This is a genomic window from Nocardiopsis halotolerans DSM 44410, from assembly GCF_000341065.1.
GTDB classification, from domain to species: domain Bacteria; phylum Actinomycetota; class Actinomycetes; order Streptosporangiales; family Streptosporangiaceae; genus Nocardiopsis; species Nocardiopsis halotolerans.
This window is the reverse complement of the sequence record NZ_ANAX01000223.1, coordinates 1-12,311: the sequence shown is the minus strand read 5'-3', so window position 1 is coordinate 12,311 and position 12,311 is coordinate 1. Positions and strand designations below refer to the sequence as shown.

13 protein-coding genes are annotated in these 12,311 nt (G+C 70.2%); 10 read left to right on the top strand and 3 right to left on the bottom strand.

Annotated features, from left to right (window positions below):
* Nucleotides 1–76 precede the first annotated feature (76 nt).
* Complete coding sequence (locus D455_RS0117005; protein WP_017571912.1) at nt 77–607, top strand: gluconokinase; 531 nt, start codon at nt 77–79, stop codon at nt 605–607.
* Nucleotides 608–872: 265 nt separating this feature from the next.
* Nucleotides 873–1,322, top strand: coding sequence for a hypothetical protein (locus D455_RS0117000; RefSeq protein ID WP_017571911.1), 450 nt, complete (start codon nt 873–875; stop codon nt 1,320–1,322).
* 40 nt (nt 1,323–1,362) lie between these two features.
* On the opposite strand, the gene D455_RS0116995 is transcribed toward D455_RS0117000, so the two are convergent.
* Nucleotides 1,363–1,770 (bottom strand): hypothetical protein, encoded by a 408-nt coding sequence (locus D455_RS0116995; RefSeq protein ID WP_017571910.1) that lies wholly within the window; start codon nt 1,768–1,770, stop codon nt 1,363–1,365.
* 338 nt (nt 1,771–2,108) lie between these two features.
* Between D455_RS0116995 and D455_RS0116990 the strand changes: the two genes are divergently transcribed.
* The 5 genes from D455_RS0116990 to D455_RS0116970 all read left to right on the top strand — a co-directional run bounded on the left by D455_RS0116990 (nt 2,109) and on the right by D455_RS0116970 (nt 8,399).
* Nucleotides 2,109–3,776 carry an ABC transporter substrate-binding protein gene (locus tag D455_RS0116990; RefSeq protein WP_017571909.1) on the top strand — a complete coding sequence of 556 codons (1,668 nt, stop codon included), beginning with the start codon at nt 2,109–2,111 and terminating at the stop codon, nt 3,774–3,776.
* A gap of 339 nt (nt 3,777–4,115) precedes the next feature.
* Nucleotides 4,116–5,120 (top strand): ABC transporter permease, encoded by a 1,005-nt coding sequence (locus D455_RS0116985; protein ID WP_017571908.1) that lies wholly within the window; start codon nt 4,116–4,118, stop codon nt 5,118–5,120.
* Complete coding sequence (locus D455_RS0116980; RefSeq protein WP_017571907.1) at nt 5,120–6,163, top strand: ABC transporter permease; 1,044 nt, start codon at nt 5,120–5,122, stop codon at nt 6,161–6,163. The genes D455_RS0116985 and D455_RS0116980 overlap by 1 nt, the downstream gene beginning before the upstream one ends.
* A 2-nt stretch (nt 6,164–6,165) precedes the next feature.
* Nucleotides 6,166–7,296: an ABC transporter ATP-binding protein gene (locus tag D455_RS0116975; RefSeq protein WP_026122708.1), complete on the top strand. Its 1,131-nt coding sequence runs from the start codon at nt 6,166–6,168 to the stop codon at nt 7,294–7,296.
* Nucleotides 7,293–8,399: an ABC transporter ATP-binding protein gene (locus D455_RS0116970; RefSeq protein WP_017571905.1), complete on the top strand. Its 1,107-nt coding sequence runs from the start codon at nt 7,293–7,295 to the stop codon at nt 8,397–8,399. Before D455_RS0116975 ends, D455_RS0116970 begins: the two co-directional genes overlap by 4 nt.
* Nucleotides 8,400–8,490: 91 nt before the next feature.
* Here the strand turns inward: D455_RS0116970 and D455_RS0116965 are convergent, their stop codons facing one another.
* The gene (locus tag D455_RS0116965) at nt 8,491–8,835 is read right to left on the bottom strand and encodes a hypothetical protein (RefSeq protein ID WP_017571904.1); all 345 of its coding nucleotides are present in this window, start codon (nt 8,833–8,835) and stop codon (nt 8,491–8,493) included.
* A gap of 115 nt (nt 8,836–8,950) precedes the next feature.
* Here D455_RS0116965 and D455_RS0116960 point away from each other — a divergent pair, with 115 nt between their 5' ends.
* A complete protein-coding gene (locus D455_RS0116960; protein ID WP_017571903.1) occupies nt 8,951–10,111 on the top strand; it encodes an RNA-guided endonuclease InsQ/TnpB family protein in 1,161 nt (386 codons plus the stop codon).
* Nucleotides 10,112–10,226: 115 nt separating this feature from the next.
* Here D455_RS0116960 and D455_RS0116955 read toward each other — a convergent pair whose 3' ends face one another.
* The gene (locus tag D455_RS0116955) at nt 10,227–10,703 is read right to left on the bottom strand and encodes a tetratricopeptide repeat protein (protein ID WP_017571902.1); all 477 of its coding nucleotides are present in this window, start codon (nt 10,701–10,703) and stop codon (nt 10,227–10,229) included.
* A gap of 455 nt (nt 10,704–11,158) precedes the next feature.
* Here D455_RS0116955 and D455_RS0116950 point away from each other — a divergent pair, with 455 nt between their 5' ends.
* Together D455_RS0116950 and D455_RS30800 are read left to right on the top strand one after the other, a co-directional pair.
* A complete protein-coding gene (locus D455_RS0116950; RefSeq protein WP_017571901.1) occupies nt 11,159–11,488 on the top strand; it encodes a hypothetical protein in 330 nt (109 codons plus the stop codon).
* A 145-nt stretch (nt 11,489–11,633) separates the two neighbouring features.
* Nucleotides 11,634–12,311: hypothetical protein (locus D455_RS30800; RefSeq protein WP_017571900.1), on the top strand; the 678-nt coding region annotated here is incomplete at its 3' end.

Genomic DNA, 12,311 nt, shown 5'->3' with positions numbered 1-12,311 from the left:
CCTAGTCGGACTGATTGATATCACTATTGATGGTGGCGCTTGCGGTCGCGCAGGGGCACCACGACACGGAGAAACCATGCACTTTGTCTTCATGGGCGTCTCGGGTAGCGGCAAGACCACCGTCGCCGAACGTGTGGCCAGGCAACTGGGACTGCCCTTCGCCGAGGCCGACGACTTCCATCCCCCGGCCAACATCGACAAGATGGAGGCGGGAACCCCCCTGACCGACCAGGACCGCTGGCCGTGGCTGCGCGCACTGGCCAGGTGGATCACCGAGCACGAGGCGGCGGGCGAGTCCACGGTCATGGCCTGCTCGGCGCTCAGACACAGCTACCGCGACGTCCTGCGCGAGGCCGCGCCCGAGGTGCACTTCCTGCACATGCACGGCTCCTCCGCCGTGATCCTGGAGCGGCTGGCCGCACGCCAGGGCCACTTCATGCCGCCCGCGCTGCTGGCGTCGCAGATGGAGACCCTCGAACGGCTCGCTCCGGACGAACCGGGTCTCGAACTCGACGTCCGGGAGGACGTGGAGTCGCTGTTGGGGCAGGCGCTGGAGTACGTGGGCCCGAGGGTGCGGCAGGCGAACACCCCGGTCGCCGGGGACTGAGGATCCGGCGGGAGGCACGGGGACCACGGGCACGTCACCGTCGGATCACCTTTCGTCCACGGGTTCACGGGAGCCTTGCACCGGTTTGTCGGGGCACGAAACCCTGTTCGGCATGCAAGAATCCGTTTCGTCCCCTACCGTCCCTGACGCCCCCACCGCTCCGGCTTCCCCCGCCGCCCCGGTCTCCCGGTCCCTCGGCGCGGTCCGGAACTTCACGGCGGACCTCCTGGCGGAGCGCCACCCCGGTACGCGTCCCCCGTCGGACGTGCGGCAGACCTGCGTCCTCATGTTCGCCGCCGTGCCCGCGTACGGCTTCCTGGCCTACCTGGCGGGTGACCGGATGCTCTCCGGCCCGTCCGAGGACCTCGTCGGCGGCCTGCGCGTCCTGATGGTCCTCGCCGCCCTGGTGGGGCTGGTCCTGGCGGCCCTGGCCCTTCCGGTGCGCCGCGGCGGCGACGCCCTGTGCCGCGCCGCCCAGGTCACCGCCGTGGTCGGGATGGGGGTCGCTCCCGCCGGGCTGTACACGGCCGCGCGGCTGGCGGACACGCCCCTGCTGCTGGCCGGCCTCCTCGTGGCGGCCGTCACCATCATCGTCAACATCGCGCTGTGGAGCACCGGGGTCCGCCGCTGGTGCGGCCTCGGCTCCCCCCGGATCTCCGAGCGGGACACACGCGGATCCCTCGGCCGTTGGCTCCGGGGGAAACTGGGCCGGTGACGCGCTTCGTCACCGGCCCCCTGCTGTCCGTGGCCTCCTCCTACTCCTCGTCCTCCTCGCCGTCGGCGAGGGTGTGCAGCCGCGCCAGGTGCTCGCCGTCGTCCTCGCCATGGCGACCCAGGTAGACCTCGCGCGCCTCGTACGCGATGTCGGCGGCCTCGTCCTCGAACCCGTAGTCGGCCAGGTCGTCCAGCAGGTCCAGGGCCCGGTGCAGTTCGTCGCCGTCGTCGGGGTCCGCGGCGGACTCCTGGGGGAGGTGGTTCACGACGATGGCGAGGACGGTGGCGCGCGCCTCGTCCACGGCGCTCTCGGATCCGGCCGCGGCGGTCAGCCGGATCCGGGTGATGGGATCCTCGTCGGCCGCCAGCATGAGCTGCTCGGCCAGCCAGGCAGCCTCCTGGCCTTCGAGGAACGCGGTCAGCGCCGCGTCGTCAAGCGGTGTGGTCATTGCCAGATCATAGGCCTGCCCGGGCCTTCCGCCGACACCGGAGCCCGCGCCCGGGAACCGGGGACCACCCCGCACGGCGTCTCCATTTCGTCCCATCATCGGATATCAGATGACAGGAAAAGTTTTTTCGGAGCAACAGGGGTGTCGCCCACGGCATTTCCGTGATACTGAGATCCCATCTTCGACAACTCGTATCCGAAAAGGCGTCTATGGATCACGGCACAGATGTGAAACGGTTGTATTAATACCCAGCCGTCTACCTTCCCAGTTCCTCGCGGAGAGGCTTAGGGTCCACTCAATCGTTCCAGGGCCTGACCGGCCCCGCATTGAGGTGGACCATGTTCACGAAGCCTTCCCGAAAGCCGCTGGCCCTCCTGGCCTCCGCGGCGGCACTCACCCTGGTGGCCACGGCATGCGCCGAGAGCACCAGAGAGGGCGACGGCACCGACGCGTCGGAGCCGTTCGTCTTCGCCTCCGCAGGTGACATCAAGACCCTCGACCCCTTCCTCACCAGTGACGGCGAGACCTTCCGTTACAGCCGACAGGTCTTCGAGACCCTGCTCGAACACGAATCGGGCGGAACCGAAATCGTCGGCGGGCTGGCTGAAAGCTGGGAACAGTCCGAGGACGGCACCGTATGGACCTTCCACCTGCGCGACGGCGTCGTCTTCCATGACGGAGACGAGTTCAACGCCGAAGCGGTCTGCGCCAACTTCGACCGCTGGCACAACCTCTCGGGCGGTTACCAGAGCTCGAACAACTCCTATTACTGGCAGTCGATCTTCGGCGGTTTCGCGGAGAACGAGAGCGAGGACCTCCCCGAGTCCCGCTACGTCTCCTGCGAGGCCACCGACGAGCTGACCGCGGTCATCACGATCGACGAGTACTCCTCGATCTTCCCGGGCGGGTTCAGCCTCGCCTCGTTCGGCATCATGAGCCCCAGCACCCTGGAGGCCATCGCCGACGCGGAGATCAGCGGCGAGGAGGGCAACTACACCCTCCCCGAGTACACCCAGACGGCGGGCACGGTCGCCGGTACCGGTCCCTTCACCGTCGAGGAGTGGGACCACGACCAGGCCGAGGTGACCCTCCAGCGCTTCGACGACTACTGGGGCGAACCCGCGGGCTTCGAGACGATGATCCTGCGCGCCATCCCGGACGAGACCGCACGCCGCCAGGCGCTGGAGGCGGGTGACATCCACGGCTACGACCTGGTCGCGCCCGCCGACGTCGCCCCGCTGACGGAGGCCGGCTTCCAGGTGCCCACCCGGGATGTGTTCAACGTCCTGTACATGGCCTACCAGCAGGAGGCCCACGAGGCACTGGCCGACCTGGAGGTGCGCCAGGCCCTCGCCCACGCCGTGGACCGGCAGCGGATCGTCGACACGATCCTCCCCGAGGGCGGTGAGGTCGCGACCCAGTTCCACCCCGACACCCTCGACGGCTGGTCCCCGGACGTGCAGACCTACGAGCACGACCCCGAACTGGCCCGGGAGATGCTCGCCGACGCCGGGCACGAGGACCTGACCGTGGAGTTCTGCTACCCGACCGACGTCACCCGCCCCTACATGCCCGCGCCGCGCGACATCTTCGACGTCATCGCCTCGGACCTGGAGGCGGTCGGCGTCACCGTGGAACCGGTCACCTACGAGTGGACCGAGTACATCCCGAAGACCAACTCCGGTGAGTGCCCGATGTACCTGCTGGGCTGGACGGGCGACTACAACGACGCCTACAACTTCATCGGCACCTGGTTCTCCGGCTACAACAGCGAGTTCGGCTTCCGCGACGAGGAGCTGTTCCAGGCCATGGAGGAGGCGAGCACCAACCCGAACGAGGAGGAGCGCGTCGCCGCCTACCAGGAGCTGAACAACATGATCATGGACATCCTGCCGGGGCTGCCCCTCTCCAGCTCCCCGCCGTCCATCGCGTTCGCGTCCAACGTCAACCCGCCCAACGTCAGCCCGCTGACCCAGGAGCAGTTCGCCGAGGCCTCCTGGAAGTAGGCCGGTCCGGCTCCACGAGCCGGGAGGGCCCGACCGTCCCCCCGGTCGGGCCCGCACACTGCCCGGGGCCGAACCCCTGCGGCCCCGGGGGAGGGGGTCCACGTGATCCCCCGGTGTCGTCGGCGGTGTCCCCGCCGGCCACACCGGCCCTCCGGCTCCCCGGCCCGCGGGCACGCGTCCGCGGCCCTCGGCGCGCCCCGGTATGGCGCGCCGTCAGCACGGGTACGTGCCGTCCGGGACCGTTCCCGGACTCATCCGAAAACTCGCTCGAACTCCCGCCGTACCCCGGCGGGGACGCTTCGCGTCCATCGTTCCCACCACTGGCGAAAGGCGGCGAAGGTGCTGCGATTCATCGTCAGGCGTCTCCTCCAGCTGATCCCGACACTGGGCGGCCTGTCGATCCTGCTGTTCGTCTGGCTGCAACGGCTGCCGGGCGGACCGGAGTACGCCCTCCTCCCCGACGACGCGACGCCCGAACAGCGCGCCGAGCTGCGTGAGTCCCTGGGCCTGGACGAACCCGTCACGGTTCGGTACCTCGCCTTCCTGCGTCGCATCCTCGAAGGGGACCTCGGTACCTCGCTCGCCACCGGGCGCCCGGTCACCGAGGAGTTCCTCACGCGCTTCCCGGCCACGTTCGAACTGTCGGTGACCGCGATGCTGATCGCGGTCGCCGTGGGAGTCCCCCTCGGTTACCTCGCCGCGCGCAGACGCGGCACCGCGCTGGACTTCATGGCCGTCGGCGGATCCCTCCTGGGCATCTGCACGCCGGTGTTCTTCCTCGCCTTCATCCTGAAGGTGGTCCTCGCCGAACAGCTGGGGTGGTTCCCCTCGGCCTTCCGGCTCTCGCCCGGTCTGGCCCGCACCGACCTCAGCGGCCTCGTCATCCTGGACGGTCTCAGGACCGGGGAGCTCGACGTGGTGTGGGACGGCCTGCTCCACCTGGCGCTTCCGGGGGTCGCCCTGGCCTCGATCCCGCTCGCCGTGATCGTCCGCATGACCCGCGCCAGTGTGCTGGAGGTGGTCGGCGAGGACTACGTGCGCACCGCCAACGCCAAGGGCCTGCACCGCAACACCGTGCGCACCCGCCACGTGCTGCGCAACGCCCTGCTCCCCGTGGTCACCTCGGTCGGACTCCTCACCGGGGCCCTGTTCTCCGGGGCGGTGCTCACCGAGAGCGTCTTCGCCTTCCCCGGAATCGGCTCGTTCATCTACGAGGCCACGCAGACCCGCGACTACCCGGTCCTCACCGGATTCATCCTGCTCATCGCGACCATGTACGTGATCATCAACCTGCTGGTGGACATCTCCTACAGCCTCCTCGACCCGAGAGTGCGGGCCCAGTGATGCCGACGACACCGAGCTCCCAGAACCGGTCCGAGCCCCCGAAGGCCCCGGAAACCGCGGACACCGCCGACGGGCGCGCCCCCCTCCTCGGCCGCAAGGCGGCCAGGGTCGACCGGCTCGCCGAACTCATGGGCGGGCGCGAGGAGGGCGGACACGGCGCCGGGGTGTGGCGCACCGCCCTCGACCGCATGCGCCGCAGCCCCATGGCCATCACCGGCGCCGTGATCGTCGCGGTGTTCATCGTCGTGGCCCTGTTCGCGCCGCTCATCGCCCCGTACGATCCCGTGGCCCAGACCTGGGGCGCCGAGGTCTTCCCCAACCGCAGCGTGTTCGTCGGCCCGCGCGCCGAGAACTGGCTCGGCCTGGACAACCTCGGCCGCGACCAGTTCTCCCGCATGGTGATCGGCGCGCGCCAGACCCTCCTGGTCGGCGTGGTGGCCACCCTGGTCGGCTTCGGCGTCGGCGCGCTGCTCGGCGGCGCGGCCGGGGCCTCGGCGGTCCTCGGCGGCCGCTGGGGACTCCGGGTCGACAATGCGGTCATGCGCGTCATCGACATGATGCTGGCGCTGCCCACCCTGCTGCTCGCGGTCACCGTCGCCGCCCTCGTCGGCCCCAGCCTCACCACGGTCATGATCGCGGTCGGCGTCGCCCAGGTCCCGATCTTCGCCCGCCTCCTGCGCGGTGCGATGCTCTCCCAGGGCAGCCGCGACTACGTGCTGGCCGCCCGCGCGCTGGGAGTGCGCAAGCGCAAGATCGCGCTCGTGCACATCCTGCCGAACTCGCTCGGCCCGGTGATCGTGCAGTCCACGCTCACCCTGGCCACCGCCATCATCGACGCGGCGGCCCTGTCCTACCTGGGTCTGGGCAACCCGGACCCGGCCTTCCCGGAGTGGGGGACCATGCTCGCCGACGCCCAGCGGTTCCTGTCCAGCGCACCGCAGTTCGCCGTGTACCCGGCGTTGGCCATCATCGTCACCGCCCTGGGCTTCACCCTGCTGGGTGAGGCGATGCGGGAGGCGCTCGACCCCAAGCTGAGGAAGTGACCATGAGTTCCAGCACGCCGCTGTTGGCGGTGGACGAGCTGTCCGTGGTGTTCGACGGACACGGCTCCGACGAGGTGCGGGCCGTGGACGGGGTGTCCTTCACCCTGGAGGAGGGACGGGTGACCGGCCTGGTCGGCGAGTCCGGCTGCGGCAAGAGCGTCACCTCGCTCGCCCTCATGGGCCTGCTCCCCGATCGGGGGGTGCGCGTCGGCGGCAGTGCCGTCATGCGACTGCCGGAGGACCGGGTGGACCTTCTGACCCTGCCGCAGAGACGGATGCGCGACCTGCGCGGGTCGCAGCTGGCGATGATCTTCCAGGACCCGCTCAGCTCGCTCAACCCCGTGGTGCCCATCGGGCGCCAGGTCACCGAGATCCTCCGCCGACACCGGGGCCTGCGCGGTTCGGTCGCCGACCGGGAGGCCGCCGACCTCCTGGACCGGGTGGGTATCCCCGACCCGAAGCGGCGGCTGCGCGAGTACCCGCACCAGCTGTCGGGCGGTATGCGCCAGCGCGCGCTCATCGCCATGGCGGTGGCCTGCCGACCCCGCGTGATGATCGCCGACGAGCCCACCACCGCCCTGGACGTCACCATCCAGGCGCAGATCCTGGAGCTGCTCAGGGACCTGGTCACCGAGGAGGGCACCGCCCTTCTGATGATCACCCACGACCTGGGCGTGGTCGCCGGACTGTGCGACGACATCAACGTCCTCTACGCGGGGAGGGCGGTGGAGACGGCGCCGCGCACGCCGTTGTTCTCCGATCCCACCCATCCCTACACGGTCGGCCTGCTGAGCTCGATCCCCCGGTTGGACGCCCCGCGCGGCGAACCGCTCACGCCCATCCGCGGGTCGGTCAACGACAACATCGCCTGGTCGCAGGGGTGCGCGTTCGCGCCCCGCTGCGACCACTACACGATGGAGTGCCTCCAGGGCCCGCCCGAGCTGGTGGCGGTCGGCACCGCCGCCGGTGTGGAGGGCGGCGGTTCCGGCGGAGCCTCCGCCGGGGCGTCCGGCGCCGGGGCCGAACACGTGCACCGGTGCGTGAACCCCGTGCGGCACGCGGACGTGGCGGACCAGCCCGTGACGGAGAGCCCGGCCGTGGCCGGCGGCGACGAGGAGGAGGCACAGGGATGAGCCTGTTGCGTATCAACGACCTCAAGGTCCACTTCCCCATCAGGCGAGGGGTGCTCTTCGACCGCACCGTCGGCCACGTGCGCGCGGTCGACGGCGTCAGCCTGGAGATCCGGCAGGGACAGACCTACGGCCTGGTGGGGGAGTCCGGCTGCGGCAAGACCACCCTGGGACGGGCGATCCTCCGGTTGGTGGACGTCACCGAGGGGGAGGTGCTCTTCGACGACCGGAACCTGGCCGGTCTGGACGGGGAGTCGATGCGCCGCGAGCGCAGGAACCTCCAGATGGTGTTCCAGGACCCGTTGGGCAGCCTCAACCCCCGGCAGAACATCGGGTCCATCCTCATGGAGGGGTTGCAGACCCACGGCATCGGCGGCCCCGCGAAGGGTGAGGGGCCGACGGAGGGGAAGGAGCGGCGCGCGCTCGTCCTGGAGGACCAACGCCGTCGCGTGGTCGACGCCCTGGAGAGGGTGGGCCTGTCGGCGAAGGCGCTCACCCGCTACCCGCACGAGTTCTCCGGGGGGCAGCGCCAGCGCATCGGCATCGCCCGCGCGCTGGTGCTGGAGCCGGACCTGATCATCTGCGACGAGCCGGTGTCCGCGCTGGACGTGTCGATCCAGGCGCAGGTGCTCAACCTGCTGGAGAGCCTCCAGCAGGAGCTGGGGCTGACCTACCTGGTGATCGCGCACGACCTGGCGGTGGTCCGCCACGTCAGTGACGTGGTCGGGGTGATGTACCTGGGCGCGCTGGTGGAGGAGGCGCCCAGCGACGACCTCTACGGGACGCCGATGCACCCGTACACGCGGTCGCTGATGTCCGCGGTGCCGGTCCCGGACCCGCAGGTGGAGGACGAACGCGAGCGCATCCTGCTGGCCGGTGACCTGCCCTCGCCCGCGAACCCGCCGAAGGGGTGCCGCTTCCACACCCGCTGCCCCTGGCGGCAGGAGGAGCGGTGCGACACCGAACGGCCCGAGATGCGTCCGGTCCGGGGCGCCGACGGGAGCGGCACCCACCGGGTGGCCTGCCACTACGCGGAGCAGATCCTCTCCGGTGAGATCCACCCCAGGGAGGAGATGGCCGAGCGCATCGTGCACGGCGCCGGTTGAGCCGACCGGCGGGAGGCGGCCATCCGGGACCCGGGTGGCCGCCTTCTCCCGTGGAGCCCGTGGAACCCGGAAGCGCCGTGTTCCGGAGCCCTCAGCGGGCCGAGGACCGGTCGTTCGCCCTCTCCCGGGACACGATGTCGGCCTGCGCCAGTCTCCGCCCGTAGCGCTGCCACAGGTAGCCGGTCAGGAGCAGGGCGAGCCCCCACAGCCCCCAGGGGACGGGCAGCAGTCCGAGGACGAGGAGGGAGACGGGCATGAGCACCAGCCCCGTCATCCAGCCCGTGAACCCGTTGAAGCCGCGCAGGTATCCCCGGACGTTGGCGGGGATGGCCAGGATCCTGGCCAGGTGCCAGGCGGGCAGGCAGGTCAGGAGGAGGGTGACGGCGATCCTGGTGGCGAGTACGCCGGGTTCGTCGACCGCTCCGAGGACGCCCATGGCCGGTTTCGTTGGCGGTGCTGTCCCCGACCTTCAGGGTGGGGATAGCCGCCCCCATCGGAATGTCGTAGGCCACTACTAGGTTCGGTGCTGATCTGGGGGAGGTGTGCACACCGTGCTGACGGGGTTTCGCTACCGGCTCGCGCTCACCGACGAGCAAGCCGAGCAGTGCCAGATCTACGGCGACATCTGTCGGGCGGTGTGGAACACCGGCTTGGAACAGCGCCGTGAGGCCGTGTCCCGGTGGCAGCGCGGCCACCAGTTGCCCTACTGCGGCTACCACCTCCAAGCCCGCCAGCTCGCCGAAGCCAAGACCGAGGAGACCTGGCTGAAGGACGCCCCGTCCCACATCCTCCAGCAGACTCTGAAGGACCTGGACACCGCGTGCCGGGACCATGGCACGTTCACCGTGCGCTGGCGCGCCAAGGGGCGGTGGAAGCCCTCCTTCCGCTTCCCCGACAGCAAGTGGATGAGCATCCAGCGTCTGAGCCGCAAATGGGGCCGGGTCAAACTCCCCAAACTCGGGTGGGTACGCTTCCGCTGGTCACGCGCACCCAAGGGCACCATTCGGTCGGCCACCGTCTCCCGCGACGGTGAACACTGGTATGTGTCGCTGTTGTGCGAGGACGGCCAGACCACCCCCGAGGTGCACGAGCGTCCCGACAGCGCGGTCGGTGTGGACCGGGGTGTGGCGGTGGCGGTGGCCACCTCCGACGGTGACCTGTTCGACCGGGTGTTTCAGACCCCCAAGGAAGCTGAGCGTGAACGCCGTCTGCGCAGGCGTTTGTGCCGCCAGCGTAAGGGTTCGAACAACCGGGCCAGGACCAAGGCCGCCCTGGGCAAGCTGACCGGGCGGGTGCGGGCCCGCCGTGCTGATTTCGCCGCCCAGACCGCGCACACGCTGTGTGCCAAGAACGCGGTCGTGGTGCTGGAGAAGCTCAACACCAAGAACATGACCGCCTCGGCCAAGGGCACCACCGACGCCCCGGGCCGAGGCGTGCGGCAGAAGGCCGGGCTGAACCGGGCGATCCTGTCCCAGGGGTGGTACGGCTTCAAGCTCGCCTGCCAGAACGCGGCCCGCCGGACCGGAACTCAGATCGTGGAGGTTGATCCCGCGTACACGTCCCAGACCTGTCACCCGTGCGGGCATGTCGCGTCGGAGAATCGAGAGAGCCAATCGATCTTCCGGTGCGGTGCGTGCGGGCACACGGCTCATGCGGACGTGAACGCGGCCCGAAACATTCTTGCGCGCGGATGGACTAGCCCTTCGGGGTGAACCGTGCCAGCCTGCCAAGACCTCTGGGGTGCCATGTCGACGAAGCAGGAACCAGCGCGCGCCGCGAGGCGCGTAGCGCCACCGGGCCGCAAGGCCTGGTCGGAATCTCCCTCGTTCACGAGGGAGAGGAAGTCAAGGTCTGCATGCCCGCGACGTTGGCGAGGGTGACGCGTGAGGAGGTGAACTCGTAGTCGTCGGGGTGCATGGGGCCGTGGTCGTCGTTGGAGGGCGCCGACCAGTCCCGTTCCCTGGAGGGCCGGGGCGTCGAGGACTCCGGACGGGGAGCCGGAGGGGGAGAGGAGTCCGCCGGGGGCGGAGGCGTGGCGGAAGGGCCCGGGGTGGTGGTCGGAGGGTTCGGAGTGGTGGCGGTCGCGGGTGGCGAACCGGGGTTCAGGGCCCGGGCCATCAGCTGCTGGGCCCGCTCCGAGGCGGGGTCCTGCTGGAGAGCGGTGGCGATGTGGGGGATGGCCGTCTGGAGGTCCCCGGAGTCCACCAGCAGTTCGCCCAGGTGCAGGCGCAGGACCGGATCGTCGGGGGATGCCGTCACGGCGGAGGTCATGCTGGCGATCAGCCGGGGATCTGGGGAGGGCATCCCTGCTCCTTCGGTCACGGCGCGTGTCGGATCCTCGCGGTCGGCATCCTATCCACAGGCGGAGGAAGCCGGCGTTTCACCCTTCTCGGGCTGGGTATCGCCCCTCCGGCGCGAGCGCGAGCCGGAAGCGTCGGCACACGTGGACCCGCCCGAACGCGGCACGCGCCTCCCGCTCGGTCCCGGGCGTTCTCCCGTCCCGGTCCGGTGCGCGCCACGGGTTCTCGGGGGCTCCCCGAGGGATCTGGGCATGACACTTGTCATCACGAAACCGCCGGATCCTCACGGTCTGTGCGTGACAGCGGCGACTTCCCCGGCGATCCCGTCCACGGCAGGCTGGAGACAGGTCCTCCGTCGACCCCCGCCCCCGCTCCCGGAGGAGGCAGCGGCGGTCCGTCCGGCCACGGCAGGACGGCCTCGCCCGGACCCGTGACGACTCTGATGGTGGTGCTCCGCCCGTGCTCCTGATCTCCCTCATGTTGCGCCACCGCGCCCTGATCCTCCAGCGTCTGCTGGGTCGGCTGCGGATCGTGTTCCTCTCCCTGGGCTTCGTGCCCTGGCCGGAGACCGGTCACCGTTGGGTCGGGCAGGTCACACCACTGGTCCTCTGCGCGTTCGGCGTGGGTCTGACGGCGGCCGTCCTCACCGTCGCGGCGTGGTTCCTCGTCCGGGCCCCGACGGAGACCGGGCGGACACGCTGGCCACAGGTGTCGGTGTTCGTGATGTCGGTGGTCTTCTCCCTGACCCTCGGATCGATGATGGTGTGGACTCTGGCCGTCGATGCCTGACCCGTCCGGGGAAGGCGTTCCGTATTTTTGGCGATCTGTAATACGGGTATCGGCCCTTACACATGGGAATGGCGATAGGTTCGACTCACTCTTCGCACGTGAGCCCGCTTCTGTCACGCGGGTATCTCTAACCCCAGGAGTCCCCTTGTCCCCCACTCCCGGTGCGGGCGCGTTCGGCGCCCGTCTGTTCCTCGGCGCCACCCTGGCCATGGGCGCCGTCGTCGGCGGCGCCTCCACGGCGTTCGCCGCCTCCCCCGCCAGCCCTCCCGGCGACAACGGGACCGTGAAGATCCACGATCCCGCCACCTCCGAGGACGACAACCGCAACGAGCCCAAGGTCTGCGAGTTCCAGGTCGTCGCCGACAACTTCGACGAGGTCCAGGAGGTGTCCTGGGAGATCCTGGCCAAGCCGGAGGACGGCGGCGGTTGGAGCGACGTCGTGCTGGACGGCACCCTCGTCCTCGACGGGGACGGCTCGGGCAGCACGGAGATCCTCCAGCTCGATGACGGGCACTACAAACTCGACTGGACCTTCGAGGGGCAGCACAGTAGCGACGCCAAGCACAAGGTCTTCAAGGTCGACTGCGCGGAGCCCCTTGAGGAGCCGGAGCCGACCGCCCCCGAGGAGGAGCCCTCCACGCCTCCGGCCGAGGAGGAGACCCCGGACGAGTCCCCCGAGCCGACCGACCCGGTCGGCCCGACCGATCCGGCCGATCCGACCTCCCCCGAGGAGAGCGGGGACCCGAGCGCGCCGGCCGAGCCGGAGTCGCCCGGGGCCACGGACGCTCCGGAGGCCGACGAGGGGAACGCCCCGGCCGACGAC

Bases quoted from the DNA above. Each gene is read 5' to 3' on its own strand.
- D455_RS0116955 (WP_017571902.1), bottom strand. From the start codon at position 10,703: ATGCCCTCCCCAGATCCCCGGCTGATCGCCAGCATGACCTCCGCCGTG.
- D455_RS0116995 (WP_017571910.1), bottom strand. From the start codon at position 1,770: ATGACCACACCGCTTGACGACGCGGCGCTGACCGCGTTCCTCGAAGGC.
- D455_RS0116975 (WP_026122708.1), top strand. From the start codon at position 6,166: ATGAGTTCCAGCACGCCGCTGTTGGCGGTGGACGAGCTGTCCGTGGTG.
- D455_RS0116990 (WP_017571909.1), top strand. From the start codon at position 2,109: ATGTTCACGAAGCCTTCCCGAAAGCCGCTGGCCCTCCTGGCCTCCGCG.
- D455_RS0116970 (WP_017571905.1), top strand. From the start codon at position 7,293: ATGAGCCTGTTGCGTATCAACGACCTCAAGGTCCACTTCCCCATCAGG.
- D455_RS0117005 (WP_017571912.1), top strand. From the start codon at position 77: ATGCACTTTGTCTTCATGGGCGTCTCGGGTAGCGGCAAGACCACCGTC.
- D455_RS0116980 (WP_017571907.1), top strand. From the start codon at position 5,120: ATGCCGACGACACCGAGCTCCCAGAACCGGTCCGAGCCCCCGAAGGCC.
- D455_RS0116965 (WP_017571904.1), bottom strand. From the start codon at position 8,835: ATGGGCGTCCTCGGAGCGGTCGACGAACCCGGCGTACTCGCCACCAGG.